The organism is Nonomuraea guangzhouensis, from assembly GCF_019396345.1.
Lineage (GTDB): Bacteria > Actinomycetota > Actinomycetes > Streptosporangiales > Streptosporangiaceae > Nonomuraea > Nonomuraea guangzhouensis.
The window spans coordinates 330991-349107 of sequence record NZ_JAHKRM010000008.1; the positions used below are offsets into that span (position 1 = coordinate 330991).

Below are 18117 nucleotides of genomic sequence, written 5' to 3' on the forward strand. Positions count from 1 at the left end.
TCAGTGGACCGGGCGGCCCGTGATGGACAACGGGGAGTCCTGCGTGGACAGCGTCGTCGCGGGCGGTTCCGTCGGGAACTGGGTGGGACAGTGCGTTCCCGCCGCGGGCATCGTGCGGTTGATCAGATACTTCTCGATGTAGTCGCGCGCACAGGTGCTGTTGCGGAACTGGCCGTGGCCGACGCCGTCGTACTCCAGGACGACCGAGCGCGGGATCTGCCGGGCGGCGGCGTAGTTCCAGGCCGCGGGGGTGGCCACGTCGTCCTTCGCCTTGATGACCAGGGTCGGCGGGGTGCCGCTGATCTTGAGGCGGTGCTGCGGGTTGGACGTCTTGCCCTGCCAGTTGAGGCAGGTCAGGACGTCGCTCCAGAACGGCGACAACTCGGTGTGCGGGGCGACGGCCTTGAGGCGACGCTTGTAGCGGTCGAGCTCGGCGAAGCTCTTGACGTTCCACTTCCAGTCGGAGCACCAGATGGCCGGGTAGGCGTAGTTGACGCCATCGGCGGCCGACGCAGAAGCCGAGGCGGCGGCCCTGGCCGTCGTCTTCGACTCCGCCGATGCCGATGCCGATGCCGATGCCGATGCCGATGCCGATGCCGACGCCGACGCGGACGGCGAGGTCGTCGGCTGGTCGGCGGCCTTCTTGGCCGCCTGGCCGGCCACCAGCGCCTTCAGCCGCTCGGCCAGCGGGAAGAAGCCCGCCGACGGCTTGTACATCGGCTCGAACACCTCGATCCGGACGTTCTCGTCCGACAGCGGCTCGCCGGTCTCCGGGTCCTTCAGGGTGCCCGCCCTGGCCTTGGCCAGCAGGTCGTCCAGGAGCGCGGGGACGTCCTGGCCGTGCAGCGCGCAGGCGGCGGTCTCGCCGCACCACTTCGCGAACGCCAGGAACGAGCCCTCGAGGTCGTCGGTGGCCGTCGCCATGTACTGGTAGGCCGAGGTGATGCTGTGGTCCATGTTGGAGTCGATGGCCATCGCGCGCAGGTTCTTCGGGAACAGCTCGGCGTACTGCTGGCCGACCTGCGTGCCGTACGAGATCGCGAAGAAGCTGATCTGGCGCTCGCCGAGCGCCGCCCGGATCGAGTCCACGTCACGCGCCACGCTGGTGGTGTCGACGTGGTCGAACAGCGGGCCGGTGCGCTCGCGGCAGTCCTTCGACAGCTTGGCGTTGAAGGCCAGCCAGTTCTGGTACTCCGCCTCGTTGGCCGGGTAGGTCGCCGGCGTCTCGTCGACCACGTCCTCGCCGCACAGGATGGGCGTGCTGCGGCCGACGCCGCGGGGGTCCACGCTGACGATGTCGAAGTACTGGCGCAGCGGGCTGTCGTCCGGGATGCCACGGCCCATGATGTACGAGTTGAGGCCGGAACCACCGGGACCACCCGGGTGCACGAACAGCACGCCCTGCCGCTTGGCCGGGTCGAGCGCCTTCAACCGGCCGATGGCCAGGTCGATCGTCGGGCCGCCGGGCTTCGCGTAGTCCAGCGGCACCTTGATGGTGGCGCACTCACCCTTGTACGTGGTGCCGCATTCCGCCCAGCCGATCGCCTTGGGCGCCGCCGCCAGCCGCTCGGCCGGAGCGGCGGTCTGGGCTGACGCCACCCCGGCGAGCTGGGACACGAGTGCGGCACCGGCCAGTGCCGCGGTGAACAACCGTAACCTCACTATCGGTCCTTCCTGATGCATCCATGGGTTCCCATCGATCATCCTGTCGGCCGACAGCGCGGTTTGCGTGGTTTTACTGAGGTTGTTGGTGAAAAGCCGGAGCCGGACTAGACGTAATAGCCCTCGACCGGCACCCGCGCCTCGTCGTACAACGCCGGTCCGTCCAGCTGTGCCCCGGGGCTCCCGGCGGGCGGCTTGAGCCCGCCGAGCTGCTCGCCGGACAGCGCGAACACCACCCGCCCGAGCCCCGACCGCTCGATGGCGCCCGAGCACATGCCGCAGGGCTGGCAGCTGGTGTACATGACGGTGGTGGCCGCGGCCTCGGGGGTGAGCTCGCGGGCCGCCCAGCGGGCCAGCTTCAGCTCGGGGTGCGCGGTGATGTCGGCGTCGCTGATGGAGGTGTTGGTGTCCTCGGCGAGCACGTCGCCGTCCGCCCCCACCAGGAGCGACCCGAACGGCGGGTTGCCCGTCGCCCGCGCCTTGGCGGCCAGCCCGATGGCCCTGCGCAGGAACTGCTCGTCGTCGTGCGTCATGATCGCTCCGTTCTATGGGTGATTGGCGTGCAGGTCCCAGGAGGCGGCCACGGCCGCGAGGGCGTGCCAGGCCACCTCCGGGTGACAGGTCTCCTGCGGGTCGCCGCCGAAAGGATCGAGGACGACGGTGTCCGCGCCGAGGAGGCGTAGCTGGTCGAGGTCGTCCACGACTTGCTCGATCGTCCCCGCGCCGGCGAGCCGGTCGGGATCGGTGATCGGGGCCGTCGTGAGCCGGAGGACGATGCGCGGCATCACCGCGGGCACCGGGCGTCCGTGCTCGCCGGCCAGGGCTTCGAGGCGGCCGACGGCCTCGCGCAGCCAGGGCAGGGTGTTCCGGAGCGGGTGCCACGGCTCGCCGAGGCGCACCGCCCGGCGCAGGCCGGCGTCGCTGTTGCCGCCGATCCAGATCGGCACCGGCCCGCCTCGGTAGTCCTCGCCGTCCGCCCAGGCGGCGCGCAGCGCGTGGAGGTACTCGTCGGTCAGCGCCCCGCGCCGCTGGAACGGCACGCCGAGCGCCTCGAACTCCTGCCGCGCCCACCCCACGCCCACACCCAGGACCAGCCGCCCTCCGCTGAGGTCGTTGAGGTTGGCGGCCATCCGGGCGACGAGCTGCGGATGCCGGTACGGCATGATCAGCACCGTGGTCCCGAGCCTGATCCGTTCGGTGATGCCCGCCAGCCAGGCCAGCGTGGTGAAGGGCTCGTAGAACGGCGCCGGATACTGCTTGGCGACGTCGGGTGTCACCACCACATGGTCGGAGATCATCAACAGGTCGAAGCCGAGGCCCTCCACCGTCCGCGCCCAGTCGCGCAGCACGTCGGGGTTGGTGCCTGGACCGAAGTTCGGGACATTAACGCCTATACGCACCCGTGCAGGCTAGCCAATCTTCCGTTGCGTCAGGAAGGGAGTCCTCCCGGCGTACGGCACGATTGGCCGGGGAATTGCCGGTATTTTGGGGGGATGGCCGAAAGCCTTGACATGACCGATTGGTCGATCATCGCCGAGCTCCAGAGAGACGGGCGCATCGCCCTCACCGAGCTGGGGCGACGGGTCAATCTCAGTCCGTCCGCGACGACCGAGCGGGTGAAGCGGCTGGAGACGGCCGGTGTCATCACCGGCTATCGAGCCGAGGTGGATCTGGAGAAGGTCGGGTTCGCCGTGCTCGCCGTGGTGCGGCTCAAATACCCCGGCAACCGGCACGAGCCGCTGCACCGGCTGCTCGGCGAGCGCTCCGAGATCCTCGAATGCCTGCGTACGACGGGCGACGACTGCTACCTGCTGAAGGTGGCCGCGACCTCCATGTCCCACCTCGAACAGGTCGTCGACGACCTCGCCCAGTTCGGCAGCACCACCACCAACCTGGTCTACAGCCGCACCCTGCCCTACCGGGGACCTCAGGCGCGCCCTGTCCTCTGATGGGCGCCCCGCCCCGGCCGGCTCCAGTACGTCAGAGCGCGAAGCAGCCATTCCACCGGCCCGTACCGGTGCGATCGCAGCCACCAGTGGCTGAGGAAGACCTGGGCGACGAAGACGGCCACCGCGATCAGCACCTCCAGCGGCGGGCTGACGCGGTCCACGAGCGCCAGGCCGTACCCGGTGAAGATCAGTGAGCAGATGAGCGACTGCCCGAGATAGTTGGACAGCGCCATCCGGCCCGGCGCCGCGAGCGCCCGCCCGATGCGGGGCAGGTACGGCAGCAGCCGCAGGAACGTCGCCGCATAGGCGGCGGCGAGCAGGGGAGCCGTGACCAGGTCCACGGCCTCGCCGAGGAACTTGTTCACGCTGCCGTGCCAGGCCGACAGCGTGTAGACGAACGCGCCGCCCAGTCCGATGGTGAACCCGACCCACTGCAGCCTGCGGAGCGTGGCCGTGTGCGCCGGCAGGTCGCGCAGCACACCGAGCTTGCCGACCGCGAGCCCGATCAGGCAGGCGGCCAGTACGGCGGGCCCCTGGAAGAGCACGCGCAGCACGACGATGAGGGAGAGCTTGCGCAGGTGCTCGCCGATGATCTGGAAGCCGGAGCCGCGCAGCGCCGCGTCCGAGTGCACCGCCTCCGCGACTCCGTGCGAGACCGTCCCCGTCTTGTCCAGACCCACCATCGCCAGCACGGCCAGCAGCACGAACCCCAGGGCCAGCAGGGACGTCAAGACGACCGCGAGCATGACCGCGGTCCTGGGCGAGATCTTGCGGAACAGCAGCAGGGCCAGGCCGACCGCGGCGTAGGTGGTGAGGATGTCACCCGGGAACAGCAGCACCGCGTGCGCCAGCCCGAGCAGGAACAACCCGGCCAGGCGGCGCAGGAACATCGGCACGAACGCCTTGCCCCGCCGCACGGCCGAGTCGACCTGCAGTGTGAAGCTGTAGCCGAACAGGAAGGAGAACAATAAGTAGAACTTGTTCTCCATGAGCAGCGTCACGGTCCACCGCACCGCCCAGTCCAGCGGAGAGACGAACGCGGGCTCGGCCATCCCGGCCATCCGGTAGCCGGAGGCCAGGAAGGCGATGTTCACCACGAGGATGCCGAGCAGCGAGAAGCCCCGCAGGGCATCGACGGAGGTGATGCGCGCAGCGGTCACGGAACGCTCGGGTGAAATAGCGGGATGTGTCCTCATCAGCGAACATCATTCCGCAAAACCTGAGTGTTTCCTGTGAATCTAGTTTTTTGATGCGATATAGATAAATCGCTCGATGATCACGGCCACTGCCACGGCAAACGCCGGTATGGACACCCACAGCAACAGCCTGCGCGCCCTGACCGCCCGGTTCGGCCCGTTGAGCCGGATCACCTCGTAGCCGAACATGCTCGCCCAGGTCAGAGCCAGTGCCGCGAGACCGACCGGCGTCCACGGCGAGGTGGGGTCGCCACGCCCCTTGTACGGCTGGGGATCGGGGATCTCGGTGCCCTTGACAAACTTCTTCCAGGTGTACAGGGCGGCGTCGCTGTTGGAGTAGACCTTCTTCACATCCGGCGAGGCGTCCAGCGCGGCCCGGAACTTGGCCCCCCAGTCCTCCGGGAAGCCTTCGTTGAGCTGCAGGTAGCTGATCTGACCGGTGCTGACGGCGAGATAGGTGTTGCGCGGGCTGGCCTTGAGCGTCGCCACCGCCTTGGCGATCTGCGTCGGATCTTTGTACACGAGTGCCTGGCCGTTGAAGTTGACCAGCTCGATGTCCTTCTCGCCCCACGGCAGCGTCGGGGTGACCTCGGGGCCCTCCTTGGCCGTCAGGTAGAGGACCTTGGCGCTCGGCTTGTCGTGCGCGTAGATGTAGTGCATGGCGGCGACCTCGCCGGTCGTCACCCGCTCGAACTTCTCGTTGCCGTAGCGGGCGACCAGGAACGCCCCCGCGAACAGCACCGCGAAGCAGGCCGCGAGCACGACCGACAGCTTCCTGGTGAACTCGGGGTTGAAGCGCACGTTGCGCTTGCGGATGGGCACGGTCTCATCGCGCACGTCCGCGCTGTCGGCGGGCAGGTTCGGGAAGAACGCGTACGCGGCCAGCAGGCAGGCGCCGGGCAGCGCGAACATGTAGATGCGCAGCCCGATCTCGCCGCCGTAGCTCTGCAGCCCCAGCGCCAGCACCGGCACGCAGAGCAGGATCAGCGCCGCCCGGTCGAACACCCCGCGCCGCAGCCGCCTGAGCAGGCCCACCGCCGCCAGCAGGAGGATCACGGCCAGGATGCCCAGCCGCGCCTGCAACACCAGCGCGTGCGCCGGGTCGCTGCCCGCGATGCGGTCGCCGGTGTTGGTCTGCAGGTTCGTCAGAATCCTGCCCAGGCCGCCGAAGATCGCGTTGATCTGCCCCGCCCAGAACCCCACGGTCTCGTAGCTGATCCAGGCCAGCACGGCCAGGCCGAGGAAGAACGGCAGCGCCCACGTCAGCTTGGTCCGCTTGAAGATGAGGAACGCCGTCAGCACGCCGAGCATCATGAACGGCGTGATCTGGTGCGACGCCGTCGCCGCGAAGAACAGCGCGAGCAGCATCATCAGCATCAGCAGCCGGTCGGCCCGGAACGTGCCGGTGTTGGCGATCTCGCCGGGCGTCATCGCGTCAAGGCGGCCGAGCAGCTTACGCAGCCCCTTCGGCGCGATCGGCTTGGTCCGCGGCTCCACCCGCCCGAACCAGCGCAACAGGATCGCGACGAAGGCCAGATAGAGGGCGAAGGTGAAGCCCTGCGGCGAGAAGTAGTCCTGCCCGATCCACTGCACCAGCACGAACAGCAGCGCCGCGAACCAGCGCGCCCGCGTGGTGGCCACCACCTGGCGCAGGATCAGCACGAAGGGCAGCAGGTAGAGCAGGTTCGTCAGCAGCGGCGTCCACTGGAGGATCGTGGTCATGTCGGTGATGCCGGCGGCCTTCGTCACGAAGGCGAACAGCGCGAAGTAGCCCGGCCAGCCCATGCGGGCGTCGATGTTGATCGCCGTCTCGCCGGTCCGGCCGATGAAGTCGACGAAACCCGCGTGGATGTACGCCGTGGGGAACCTGGGCTCGCTGGCCACCAGCGAACCGGCGCCGTGCAGGGCGAACGTGATGACGGCGATCTGGAACAGCAGGAGGAACTTGCGGTCCGTGCTCTGGGCGACGGTCACGAAGAACGACACCAGCATGATCAGGATCGCGGCGAACGCGCTGGCCGGGAGGGCGGCGATCAGGCCGAGGCCGTTGATGTCGGCCGGGTTCACGCCGCGCAGCGGGCCGGGGGCGACGCGCAGGGCCAGGATGTACATGACCAGGCCCTCGACCGTGAGCAGCGCGGGGAGCCACGTGGGCGCGCTCCGCACCAACTGGCCCACTCGTCCACCCAGCCCCGTCGCCTTGGCCGGCGTGGGCTGCTGCTTGGCGGGCGCCTTGGCAGGGGTCTTGGTGGGGGCCTTGGTGAGGGTCTCGACCGGCGGCCTGGCCGGGGAGTTGACCGGGGTCTTGGCCGGGGGTTCGGCGGCAGGCTCGACGGGTGCCTTCGCGGGAGCCGGGGGAGCTTCCACCGGCATCCGCGCGACCGGGGCGGCCACCGTTGGGACAGCCGCCTCCGGGACAGCGGCCTCCGGGGTGGTCACCTTCGGGGCAGCGGCCTTCGGGGCGGCCGCTTCCGGCACAGCGGCCTTCGGGACGGCTGCTTCCGGGACGGCCACCTTCGTCGGCACGGTCCCTGCGGCGTCGGCAGCCGCGGCGGGCTCGGGCGCGGTGTCCTTCGCGCCCTTGGAGCCCTTCGCATCTTTTGCGGCGGTGTCTTCGGTGTCCTCCGGTGCCTTCGGCGGCGAGCCGATGTGGAGGGTGGCAGGCAGGCGTATCGCGGGCAGGGTGCCCGGCTCCTCCTCCTCCTCGTCACCGTCGGTGACCTCGGCGGAAGAGCCGTCCAGGCGCGGCAGGCGCGGGATGACGCCCGTGGCATCCGGATCGAAGGCCACGCCCGTTTCCTCCTCCGCGCCGTCTGTGGAGTCACCCATGGGCTCGGATGTGCCCGTGATCCCCGTTGTCATGCCATCGCCGTCACGTTGCCTCACGTTGACCATCATGCGGCCCCGGACGACCCCTGAGTGACGCTCGCCGGTCGCATATCGCCAACAATGAGTATTTTGCGTAGAGATTTGAAGATCAAAAGTGCCATCAGGGTCTCACTGAGCAGCACGCCGTACCCCACCGCGTTGACTCCGGCGAACGGGAACAGCCCCAGGATCGAGACCACCACGAGCACCGCGAGCCCGATCTGCACGCCGGCCAGTCTGCGCGCGTCACTCTGCGCCCGCAGCACGCTCAGATAGACCTCGATCAGCACCCGCGGCAGCACGGCCAGCGCCATGAGCCGCAGCAGCGTCGTGCCCACCGCCGCGAAGCCGTCCCCGAAGACGCTCAGGATGAGCGGCGCGCCCGCGAGCACCACCACGATGATCGGTACGATGATCATAAAGGCCCGCTGCAGCGCCCGGCGGCAGTTCTCGGCCAGTTGTGATCGGTCGAAGGAGCCCTCGACGGTCAGTGACACGGCCATGTTCATGGCCAGTAGTTCGATCATGCTGGCCAGCGTGTGGGCCATGGAGAAGCGGCCGAACGTGGCCTCGTCCACCCGGGTCGCGACGACCGTGGGCACGAGGTAGACGATCGCCAGGATCGACAGCGTGCCGGGGAAGTCGCCGGCCAGGAACCGGCCGATCTCGCGCAGGCGCGGCGGCTCCTGGACGGTCTCGGTCCGCTTCATGTGCCGGGGGACGATGACGCCGAAGATCAGCCAGTTGACCGGGATCAGCGCGAGCGCCGTCGGCACCATCCAAGAGGTGAAGATGCCGCCGTCGGGCAGCGCGCCGGCCATCGCGACCAGCAACCCCATCTTCGCCAGGCCGAAGACCAGGTTGTTGAGCGGCACCCAGGTGGCCTCCCGCAGCCCGGTCAGCACCACGTCCTGCAACGTGAACACCGACCAGACCAGCACCGAGGCCAGGAAGAACAGCCCCGGCCCGAACCCGCCGAGCACCGAGTAGGTCTGCCCCCACAGCGGCAGGGTCAGCAGGAAGCCGAGTGCCGCCACGCCGCCGGTCGCCGCCGCCAGGCCGTACCCCCGCAGAATGAGCTCGGGGATGCGGCGGCCCGCCAGCGGCAGGAAGCGCGAGAGCGCGCCCACCAGGCCCAGCGCGGTCAGTGACGCGAACAGCCGCATCGCGGTGATCATCGCCTGGCCGCGGCCGAACTCCTCGGGCGTGTAGAAGTGGGCGGCCAGCAGCCAGTAGCCCATGCCGAGCGTCGCGGTGATCGCCGTGTTGGCCATCAGCGCGTAACCGTTACGGAACAGCGGGCTACGCAGGTCGCGCAGCACTCTCCCCCAGAGGTTAGACATGGCCACGCACCCGCTGCAGGCCGTACCTCGTGCGCCTGACGATCGCGTAGCCCTTGGTGAGGACCCGCTCCTTCAGGTAGATGAGGGGGACGGCGCTGCCCTCGACGGCGCGCTTGAACATGCTGATGGACGTGTGCCGGGCCACGGTCAGCCGGGGGATGGCCAGCATGTCGTGGCGGTCGGCGGCGATGGTGTTGTTCACGGCGCAGGCGGCGAAGTAGCCGGCCTTGCGCACCTCCCGGCGCACGCGGGCGCTGGAGTAGCCGTAGGGATAGGCCATGGTGGCGACGGGCGTGCCGATCATGTCCTCCAGAAGACCCTTGTTCCGGCGGAGTTCCTGGCGTAGTTCGTCGGTGCGGAGCTGGTCGAGCTGCGGGTGGCTGTGGCTGTGGCCGCCGATCTCGATGCCGGTCTGGGCGGCCTCGCGAGCCTGGCCCCAGGTGAGCATGTCGTCCAGCGGCCGGCCCGCGGCGTCGTCCCCGGCGTCCGACACCCAGCCACTGGTCAGGAAGACCGTGGCCGGGAACTTGTAGCGGTCCAGCATCGGCAGCGCGTGGCTGTGGAAGTCGGCGTAGCCGTCGTCGAACGTCAGCACGATCGGCTTGGCCGGCATGCTCCTGCCGTTGTTGTTGTTCAGCGAGGCCACCAGATCGCCCAGCGTGAGCGGGGTGAACCCGCTCTCCGACAGGTAGGCGAGCTGCTCGTCCAGATCCGACGGGCGTACCGAGTGGGGGCGCGTCTCGTCGTTCGGGTTGTCGGCGACGGAGTGGTACATCAGGATCGGTACGCGGATCATGCGCGCACCGCCTTCAACCGTGCCGAACCGACCACGTACCCCCAGGTGGTCCAGGCCAGGCCGACCACGATCGCGGCGGCCCGGCCGAGCCCGCCGACGTCGCCGCGGAAGGCCTCGCCGACGCCCCGCAGCGCGCCGAGCGGCAGCGTCTTCAGCGCGTGCGCCCGCTCGCTGGCCAGCCCGTCCTGGGTGCCTACCTCCTTGGTGACCAGGGCCTTGGAGAGTCCCTCCGCGTAGCACCTGGACCTGAAGTAGGCGAAGCCCTCGCGCTGGCGCGACACCTTGTGCCCGATCAGCGCGCGCGGCTCGAACAGCATGACCGAGCCGGGCTTGCGCTGGCTCAGCCTGATGCAGAACTCGGTCTCCTCGCAGCCCAGCGGCCGGCTCTTGCGGCCCTGCACGCTGCGCCCGATGCCGCTGTGGAAGCCACCCACCTCGGAGACGACCTCACGCAGAAAGGCGGCGTTGCCCCCCATCACGTTGCGGATCGGCGCCTTGACCGCGGGCATGCCGCGGTAGGAGCAGCCGACCGTCCAGTCGAACTCGTACGGGAACCAGCGCGGCCTGCGCTGGGACGCCCACAGCGGATCGGTACGACCACCGACGCCGACGACGCCCGGATCCTGGAAGCCCTCCTCCAAAGCCTCCAGCCATCCGGGATCGGCGACCGCGTCGTCGTCGAGGAACGCGACGATGTCACCGGTGGCCGTGGCCACGCCGGTGTTCTTGCCGCCGGACAGCCCCTGCTCGTGCGTGTTCTCCACCACAATGGCCTGTGGGTAGGCACGCTTGAGTCTCAGGTGCAGGTCCGGGTTGTAGTCGACGACCAGGATCAGCTCGTGTGGCCGGCATCGCTGCTGCTCGACCGACTCGACGGCTTGCCTGATGTCCTCCCACCGCTCGTCGGTGTATACGCAGATGACAACAGACGTCTTCACAACGGACCTTCTTACGCGACACCCCGGTCCGCGGCCGGAGCAGTGGCGGGCTTGGGCTGCGGTGGGGCGGGCTGGCGGCGCCACTCTCGCAGGATGGTCGTCAGCACACGCATGCCGTCACGCACGACGCGCAGGTTGCTCTCGCCGTGGATCCGGTTGCGCTCGTGGCTCGGCACCTCGTGCACCTTCAATCCGGCCTTGGCGGCGCGGACGTTCAGCAGGGTCTCCACCTCGAAGCCGTCGCAGTCGAGGTCGAGCGCCTCCAGGTGGCGGGCCCAGAAGGCGTTGTAGCCATAGCACAAGTCGGTGTACTGGGTGCCGTACATCACGTTGACTATGCCGGTGAGGACTCGGTTGCCCAACCGGCGGCCGAACGTCAGGTCGTCGCTGCCGCCACCGGCGGCGTAGCGCGAGCCCTTGACGAAGTCGGCGCCGGTCACCAGCGCGCCGACGAACGTGATGATCTCGTGGCCGTCGGTGGAGCCGTCGGCGTCGATCATCACGATGATGTCGCCGCTGGCCGCCGCGAAGCCGGCCGCCAAGGCGTCGCCCTTGCCCTTGCCGGTCTGGGCGATCACCTTCACGTTGGGTCGCAGGCGTCTGGCCACCGCCACCGTGTCGTCAACGGAGTTGCCGTCGACGAGGATGATCTCGTCGATCCACTGCGGCAGCGTGGCGAAGACATGCGGCAGGTTGTCCGCCTCGTTCATGGCCGGGACGACCACGCTCACCGTCGGAGAGATGGCCAGGTGCGGGGTGACAGGTGTGAAACGCTCAATCGGCGGCATCGATCGCAGGGGCGCGACCTGCACTTTGCCGTTGTGCTTGATGTCGGGACTCATGGTGAGGGAGTTTCCTTCCGAGACCCCACCATGCGGGCCGGGCGCAGCCACTCCCGGGTGCCGGGAGGAATGGCGGTGCTGCGAACGGTGCATGAAGGGTCCTCTGAGAGCGAGGGTTGCGCGGGGCTTGCTGTGCTGTGGGGGTGGGAGCGCTCAGCGCGCTCCCGTTGGTTCTTTGACGACTGCGTTCGATGACTCCTGGTGCAAAGAGCTGCGCACCCGACCGAAGCCCTTCAGGACGCGATCGGCTGCCCTATAAAGAGACGGCCGGTCCATGACAATTGTTCGGGCTTTGTTGAAAGGAGTTCTGCCCATCCAGTGCACCGCCGCCGAAGCGGAGGGTCGGGAGACGCGGCCCTCGGCGACGTACAGCACCCCGCTCTTGAGCCAGTCCTTGTATTCCTTGCCGCCCTTGCCCATGTCCACCATGTGCAGACCGGCCGCCGCGGCAGCCTCAGCCATCTGCAGATGGTGCACGATGCCCGGTGAATACCGGGCGAACTCGGTGTCGTAGGCGGGGAACCACCCGACGAGCGTGGTGGCCGTGCGCAGTCCGAAATGGCCGGCGACTGGCACGTCTCCCGCGTACAGCATGGTAAGGACACCCGAGAAGTCGGCTGAATTCTCGGCGAACATCAGATCGATCAGCTCGACGATCCAGGGCTGGGCGAACCGGTCGACCCGGCCCGTCCGCCTGTACTGGTCGGACTTCCACGCGAGCAGGGTGCGCAGCACCTCCGGATCGGCCGAAGCCCATTCGAAGCGCAGCCCACCTTGCTCCCTGCCGAACTTGCGCTCCTTGTAGCGCACGGTCTTCAGGTTCTTGGGGGAATTGGTCTTCACCTGCTGGAGCCACGCGTCGAAGCCCTGGGTGAAGTCCATGACCGGCGCCGGGCGCACGTCGCTCTCGTAAGGCGCGAACGTCGGCTGCCCCGCGACCAGGTGGTCGAAATCGAAGACACTCAGCTTGCAGGCCCTCAGCAGGGCTTTGGCCTCTAACCGCAGGTCGGGGACGGAGATCAGGCCGTGGCAGGTGGTGAGGAAGCCGCCGAGCGGCTTGCCGATGCCGAAGCTGTGCCGTTCGTAGGGAAAGAAGCCGGCGATGCCGGTCTCGTCCTGGATGACCGCGACCCGCACCCGATCCCGCAGGCGATCCATCGCCAAGGCGAACTCGACGGACAGGAAGGGATTGTCCAGGCTCGAGTCTGCCTTCTGGAGCGCGCGCCAACGGGCCCGCTCGGACTCGCCGAGGTCTCCGGGGCGGACTACTGTGATCTTCACCTTGCCCTGGCCCCCTGTTCGGTCTGCATGTTCTTCCCCCGGTACAACACGCGAAGCACGTACATGAAGCCTCCGAGCACGGCGACCGTCGCCACCCCCGCCCGGGGCGACCATGCGTTGAACTGCAGCATGGCTTGAGCAAGTAGCACGTTAAGCACGAGACTTGCCGCAGCGCCTACTGATAGTGCGGCAAGTGGGTCACGATCACGCAACAGTCCTACGACTGCCGCTCCTGGCACCACCAGAAGGAAAAGAGAGATGAGGAACGGGCGCAGCGGTGTTTGGATGTCGAACAGCGCGATCACCGCTCCCGCGATGCAGGCGAGCGCGAGGAGCCACGTCAACGCTCTGCGGTGCTTGAGCATCTACCGTCTCTCTCCTGGATCTAGCTGGGTAAAGGCGCGATTGATCGCATTTCATGGGACCAATCCGCCCGTGGACACGTCAATGCCGACGCTTGGCGACGCGCTCTGGTTTACCGGCAGACAAATATTCCGCATGTGGTGTTCAACACATGCCCAGCTGAATCCGGCCTCCGTCGCGGTCCCCAAACCCCAAGGATGCCCTATATGCCGCAAGATCTTCGAGCTAAGGTCCGGTTTCTCCCCATTTGTAACGTAAGTGTACTCGTGGCCCACCGGTCGCGCTGATCCAGGGGAGGCGATTCGACGGCCGGCAGTCAGGATTTCTGCGCCCTATCAGGCGGAATGTCACGCCGTATGGCTGCATCGGCCGGATACCGGTGGCCTGTCACGCGTGGGGGGAATGGCCGTCAGGAGTCGTGGGCCGGGTCCACCTGGACATTGTCCACGGACGCGCTCTGCGTCGGGCCGCTGGGCGTCTCGGTCGGGTCGGGGCCGGCCGTCGGCTGGTCGGTTGGCGGTTCCGGCGTCTGCTCCGGACCGCCCTCCCACGACAGCGAGCACTTCGCACTGCCGCCGTTGGAGCTGAACGAGACCGAGCCGCTGCCACTGGTGGCCGGGTCGTTGACCATGACCCAGATCGCCACCGAGCCGCCCGCCTTGATCGACCCGCTCACGGGCAGCACCTCCAGCCCCGCCGACGCGGTCGCGCTCCACCTGACGGTGGCGTTGCGCGCGGTCAGCCCGATCTTCGCGGCCTCGTCGACGCTCCCCGGGCAGGAGGCGGCGAACCGGGCACCGCGCGCGGTCCGCCGGTGGGTGGCCGTCGGAGCGGCCGCCGGCCTGGTGGTCGCGGAGGTGGCGGGGGGCCTCGTGCTCGGCACGCCGGTGGGGGAGGACGTGGGCGACGGATCGGGGGCGGGCGTGGTGTCGTCCTCCAGCGCGGGCTCGGGCGTGCTGCCGGTCAGCTCATCAGGGGAGGTGGAGGGCGAGACCGAGGGGGTGGGGGTCACGCGCAGCGCGGTCTTGGCGGGGTCTCCGGTGTTCATCACGACCATCGCCCCGGTCGCCGCGAGCACCGCCGCGCCGGCCAGCAACACCGGCGCGAGGCTGCGCGGCCTGCGGCGCCGCGACCGCCGCTCGGCCGCCACCGGGAACCCCGTGCGGTCGAAGCTGTCGCCCCGGTCGGTGATCAGTGTCCGGGTCTGGTCCCGCTCCGGGTTCACGCAGGTGTCGACCACCCGCCGGCGCAGCGAAATGGGGGGAAAGGCCACCGGCACCAGGTCGAGCAGCCGCGCGGCCGCCACCTGCCGATGCCGTCCCTCGGTACACACCTCGCACCCGGAGATGTGCCCCGACAACCGCCGCCGCAGCAGCGGGGTGAGCGGCCCTTCCCAGGAGTCCAGCATCGCCGACAGGTCCGGACAGTGCGCCCGTCCGGTCCTGGCCAGGATGACGGCGGCGGCGGCGTTCTCCAGATGATCACGAGCCCGGCCGAGCCGGGTGACGGCCTGGCGGGAGGTCAGACCGAGCACCGCCCCCACCTCGGCCGGAGCGAGCCCGTGCCGCAGCGACAGCTCCAGAACCTCGCGCTCGTTCCGCTTCAGTTCGCTGAGCGCCTCGTGCACGAGTTCGGCGAGCTCGGGGTCGTCCGGCTCGTCGAAAACCGGTAACGGCACGCTGCCGGACCTCGCCGAGCCGCTCCTGTGGGCCAGCCGGGCGGCGGCCTGGAACCTGGTCAACGCATACAGCCAGGCTCTGAGCCGGCCGGGCTCCTTCAACCGGAATACGCATCCGTGCGCGGTGACCAGCGCGTCATGCACGGAATCGGCCGCGGCGTCGCGCTCTCCGGTAAGAGAGCACGCGTAATCGTGCAATCGCTCCGCATAAGCGTCATAGAGCTTGGCAGCGCCTTCGACAGCACCCAACCGAAGCGCGTCAACCACCTGTTGATCGTCACCGCGGTCAACAGCCGGCCATCCAGACACGTTTCCTCCCCGCAGATCGAAGGCGAAAGCCTCCACGGCGGGTTGGACGCCTCCCCGGTCAAGGGGGGTTACCACCGTGTGCGGGTCCATGCCTAACAGGCATGAGCTGGGGAAACAGGGTCAGATGTGACTCGGGGTGAGAAAAGAGAGGCAAGGGTCAAGGGGGCGCACGTCACGGCGCCCAGCTACGTGAACCTCAGGAGCGTGTCCCTGGACAGGGGCCAGCCCCGGTCGGTGGGTGGGGCTGGCCCATGCTGGCCGTAACAGAAAAGGGGAATTAGCCGTCGCAGCGCGGGGCGCAGAGGCGGCGCTGCATGCCCTGGAGGAAGAAGTCGCGCACCTGCAGCACGTTCTTGGCGATATACGCCTCGCCGCCGGTCGCCTGCGCGACGGCGTCCATTTGCTGCTTGCCCTTCGGCGCGTCAGGGCCGAAAGCAATGAGCAGGATGCTGACCGGGCGCTTGGGGTTATACGTCTTCTTGAGATAATTCAGGATTTGCTTATTCGAAAGCCCGCCGTCCGGATCGTCGTTGCCGGCGCCGTCGGTGAGGACCACGATCGTGTTGATCTTGTCTTCCTGGTACGACTTCGTCATGTCCGCGTAAGCGGCCTTGAGCGTGTCGTTCAACCCCGTGTCGCCCGTGGGCTTGGCCTGGACCGTCGCGAACTGCTTGGCCATGGCCTCCTTGCGCAGCACGCCGTTGACGGTCTCGCTGAGCGGTCCGACCGAGACCAGCTCGCGCCAGTCCTTCCCCTGCCCGTCGAGGTGGGTGGAGAACGTCCACACCCCGATCTCCGCGTCAGCGGGGAACAGCCCGAGCCCCTCGACGGCGATCTTGCCGATCGCCTGCATGCGGGTCAGTTTCGTGCCGGGGACCGGCAGCGCCATCGTGCCCGAGACGTCGACCAGGGTGAGCAGGCGGGTGCCGAGGTTCAGCCGGGACCAGGTCTGCGCCATGCTCACCACCGTCTTGTCGTCGGGGGCGGGCAGCGCCTCGGGCTTGGCCGGATTGAAGCCCTTGTCCTTGGACAGGGCGTCGCCTGCCTTGCCGTCAGGCGTGCGGAAGCCCTGGTCGCGCAGCGTCCGGTGGGCCGACTCGGTGCCGAGCTCCTGCTGGAACGCCGTGGCGGCCTTCTGTATCGCCGGGTCCTTGGTGACGATCACGATCGGGTAGTCGAGGCTGAGCGTGCCTTCGGCCGGGTAGAGCGGCACCACCTGGCTGTCCGGCTTTTTCGTGTTATGGAGGTAGATGGTCTGTTCGGACGTGACGCCGATCGGGACCTTGCTCCCGGACTTCACGGTCAGGCTCGCCAGCAGCGCGGTCGGGTCGGCGACGAGCTGGCCCGACAGCTCCTTGAGCGCGCCCACCAGCGCCTTGCCCTGACCGGCCTGCTGGGCCTGGCCCGCGGCGGCCAGCAGCGCGGCCATCCCGGCCGAGTTCTTCTGCGGGTCGAGGGCCAGCACGCGGATCTTCTTGCCGGGTCCGTCCGGGTTGGCGACGTTCGCCGCCGCGATGACGCCCGCCCAGCTCGGCTGGAGGCTGCTGGCCAGCTTGGCCGCCGAGGCCTTGGCGGCCACCAGCACGACCGGCGAGGTGGCGACCGAGCCGGTGGCCTCCGGCACCGTGGCGCCCGCGGCCTGGCCGCGGAGCCTGGACACGACCAGGCTGGAGTCGGCCACCCACAGATCGGCGTTGACCTTGCCGGCGGCCAGTGAGTTCGCGGTCCGTGCCGCGGCCTCCTTGGCCACCGTCACCTCGACGCAGCGGCTGTCGATCGAATGCATGGCCTTGTTGTAGTTGCCGGCGATCTTGTTGATCGCGGGCTGGATGTCCGGGGTCGCGACGACGCGCAGCGCCAGCTTGCCGTTCGAACAGTCATGGTCGCGGTTGAAGATCACGAATGCCGCGACGCCCAGAAGCACAGCGAGTGCGACCGCTCCGGCGAGCGGGACGAACACCTTGCCGCGGCCACCACCGTTCCCACGCTTTCGGGGAGTCGGTTCCTGGGCTTGGTAGCCGCCATCGAGCTCGTCTGTGCGGTGTCGCCCCACGATGTCCTCTTCGGTGTGTCGGGACCTTCCGGAGACCCTAGCGGGAGATGCTCCGCAATACTTCCGGAACGATACTCGGTGCGCTTACTGTGGCAAAACAGCCCGTTTGGTGCGCCGATTACCCGGTGTGACGGTCAGTGGCAGCATGAGTGACCGTGCCAGGCCCGAGTCCCCTCCCTCGCGGCGACTCCCGCCAATGCCACCGCCACCACCGGATCGACCCACCACCAGCCGAGCGTGTTCAGCCACAGTCCGGTCAGAACGCCCGCCGCCATCGCGGCGCAGATGAGGTTCTGGGTGCCCTCCCCGGAGGTCGCGGGGGACCCGAGCCGCCGGCCGAGCCGCCGCTTGGCCAGCCCCAGTATGGGCATGCTGACCAGGCTGACCGCCGTCACCACGATGCCCAGCAGGGTCGGCACGGCCCGGTGACCGACATCGAGATCGTGGGCGACATGGATCACCAGGTAGGGCGCCAGCAGCCAGAAACTCACCGCCACCGCCCGTCCCGCCCTGAGCTCCGCGCTCGGCGACAGCGTGCGCGAGCCGGTGAAGCGCCAGACGACGATCAGGCTCGCCGCCGCCTCCACGAGAGCCGACAGCCCCCAGCCGATCAGCGCCACCGAATGCGCCGACAGCCCCGCGGCCAGGCCGAGCGAGCTCTCCACCGCCAGCCAGACGAGGGTCCCCACCGAGAGCGAGCGAGCCACGCGCGCAGCGCGCAGCCAGTCGGCTGACGAGGCCGGATGAGCGTGAACGCGCTGTTCAGGCACCTCGAACCCCCGAATCCCGACTCCCGGCCGTCGACAGCGATACGTAAGCTACCCATTACTAATCGTGAC

15 protein-coding genes are annotated in these 18117 nt (G+C 68.7%); 1 reads left to right on the forward strand and 14 read right to left on the reverse strand.

What is annotated here, in order from left to right:
* From KME78_RS18745 to KME78_RS18755, 3 genes are all read right to left on the reverse strand, one after another.
* Positions 1-1662 carry an alpha/beta hydrolase gene (locus KME78_RS18745; protein WP_219530351.1) on the reverse strand — a complete coding sequence of 554 codons (1662 nt, stop codon included), beginning with the start codon at positions 1660-1662 and terminating at the stop codon, positions 1-3.
* 107 nt (positions 1663-1769) lie between these two features.
* The gene (locus KME78_RS18750; protein WP_219530352.1) at positions 1770-2195 is read right to left on the reverse strand and encodes a nucleoside deaminase; all 426 of its coding nucleotides are present in this window, start codon (positions 2193-2195) and stop codon (positions 1770-1772) included.
* Between the two features lie 12 nt (positions 2196-2207).
* Positions 2208-3062, reverse strand: coding sequence for an LLM class flavin-dependent oxidoreductase (locus KME78_RS18755; RefSeq protein WP_219530353.1), 855 nt, complete (start codon positions 3060-3062; stop codon positions 2208-2210).
* 93 nt (positions 3063-3155) lie between these two features.
* On the opposite strand from KME78_RS18755, the gene KME78_RS18760 reads away from it, so the two are divergent.
* Positions 3156-3611, forward strand: a complete 456-nt coding sequence (locus KME78_RS18760; RefSeq protein WP_219530354.1) for an Lrp/AsnC family transcriptional regulator — start codon at positions 3156-3158, stop codon at positions 3609-3611.
* Here the strand turns inward: KME78_RS18760 and KME78_RS18765 are convergent.
* From KME78_RS18765 to KME78_RS18815, 11 genes are all read right to left on the reverse strand, one after another.
* A complete protein-coding gene (locus KME78_RS18765; RefSeq protein WP_308127017.1) occupies positions 3590-4771 on the reverse strand; it encodes a DUF418 domain-containing protein in 1182 nt (393 codons plus the stop codon). The two genes, KME78_RS18760 and KME78_RS18765, sit on opposite strands and share 22 nt — an antisense overlap.
* 78 nt (positions 4772-4849) lie before the next feature.
* Entirely contained in the window at positions 4850-7636 is a 2787-nt protein-coding gene (locus KME78_RS18770; protein WP_219530356.1) for a hypothetical protein, read from the reverse strand.
* A 65-nt stretch (positions 7637-7701) separates the two neighbouring features.
* A complete protein-coding gene (locus KME78_RS18775) occupies positions 7702-9018 on the reverse strand; it encodes a lipopolysaccharide biosynthesis protein (RefSeq protein WP_219530357.1) in 1317 nt (438 codons plus the stop codon).
* Entirely contained in the window at positions 9011-9814 is an 804-nt protein-coding gene (locus tag KME78_RS18780) for a polysaccharide deacetylase family protein (RefSeq protein ID WP_219530358.1), read from the reverse strand. The genes KME78_RS18775 and KME78_RS18780 overlap by 8 nt, the downstream gene beginning before the upstream one ends.
* A complete protein-coding gene (locus KME78_RS18785; protein WP_219530359.1) occupies positions 9811-10752 on the reverse strand; it encodes a glycosyltransferase family 2 protein in 942 nt (313 codons plus the stop codon). The genes KME78_RS18780 and KME78_RS18785 overlap by 4 nt, the downstream gene beginning before the upstream one ends.
* Before the next feature lie 11 nt (positions 10753-10763).
* Complete coding sequence (locus tag KME78_RS18790; protein ID WP_219530360.1) at positions 10764-11594, reverse strand: glycosyltransferase family 2 protein; 831 nt, start codon at positions 11592-11594, stop codon at positions 10764-10766.
* A gap of 153 nt (positions 11595-11747) precedes the next feature.
* Positions 11748-12752: a GNAT family N-acetyltransferase gene (locus KME78_RS18795; RefSeq protein WP_308127032.1), complete on the reverse strand. Its 1005-nt coding sequence runs from the start codon at positions 12750-12752 to the stop codon at positions 11748-11750.
* Positions 12753-12871: 119 nt separating this feature from the next.
* A complete protein-coding gene (locus KME78_RS18800; RefSeq protein WP_214637201.1) occupies positions 12872-13240 on the reverse strand; it encodes a hypothetical protein in 369 nt (122 codons plus the stop codon).
* A gap of 407 nt (positions 13241-13647) precedes the next feature.
* Complete coding sequence (locus KME78_RS18805; RefSeq protein ID WP_219530362.1) at positions 13648-15183, reverse strand: RNA polymerase sigma factor; 1536 nt, start codon at positions 15181-15183, stop codon at positions 13648-13650.
* Positions 15184-15502: 319 nt separating this feature from the next.
* Positions 15503-17278 (reverse strand): substrate-binding domain-containing protein, encoded by a 1776-nt coding sequence (locus KME78_RS18810; protein ID WP_308127018.1) that lies wholly within the window; start codon positions 17276-17278, stop codon positions 15503-15505.
* Between the two features lie 134 nt (positions 17279-17412).
* Positions 17413-17985: a cation efflux transmembrane domain-containing protein gene (locus tag KME78_RS18815; protein WP_308127019.1), complete on the reverse strand. Its 573-nt coding sequence runs from the start codon at positions 17983-17985 to the stop codon at positions 17413-17415.
* Positions 17986-18117 lie beyond the last annotated feature (132 nt).

Excerpts from the sequence above, each read along its gene's own strand:
- KME78_RS18760 (WP_219530354.1), top strand. The coding sequence starts at position 3,156 with ATGGCCGAAAGCCTTGACATGACCGATTGGTCGATCATCGCCGAGCTC.
- KME78_RS18770 (WP_219530356.1), bottom strand. The coding sequence starts at position 7,636 with ATGGGTGACTCCACAGACGGCGCGGAGGAGGAAACGGGCGTGGCCTTC.
- KME78_RS18800 (WP_214637201.1), bottom strand. The coding sequence starts at position 13,240 with ATGCTCAAGCACCGCAGAGCGTTGACGTGGCTCCTCGCGCTCGCCTGC.
- KME78_RS18790 (WP_219530360.1), bottom strand. The coding sequence starts at position 11,594 with ATGAGTCCCGACATCAAGCACAACGGCAAAGTGCAGGTCGCGCCCCTG.
- KME78_RS18780 (WP_219530358.1), bottom strand. The coding sequence starts at position 9,814 with ATGATCCGCGTACCGATCCTGATGTACCACTCCGTCGCCGACAACCCG.
- KME78_RS18795 (WP_308127032.1), bottom strand. The coding sequence starts at position 12,752 with ATGGATCGCCTGCGGGATCGGGTGCGGGTCGCGGTCATCCAGGACGAG.
- KME78_RS18750 (WP_219530352.1), bottom strand. The coding sequence starts at position 2,195 with ATGACGCACGACGACGAGCAGTTCCTGCGCAGGGCCATCGGGCTGGCC.
- KME78_RS18775 (WP_219530357.1), bottom strand. The coding sequence starts at position 9,018 with ATGTCTAACCTCTGGGGGAGAGTGCTGCGCGACCTGCGTAGCCCGCTG.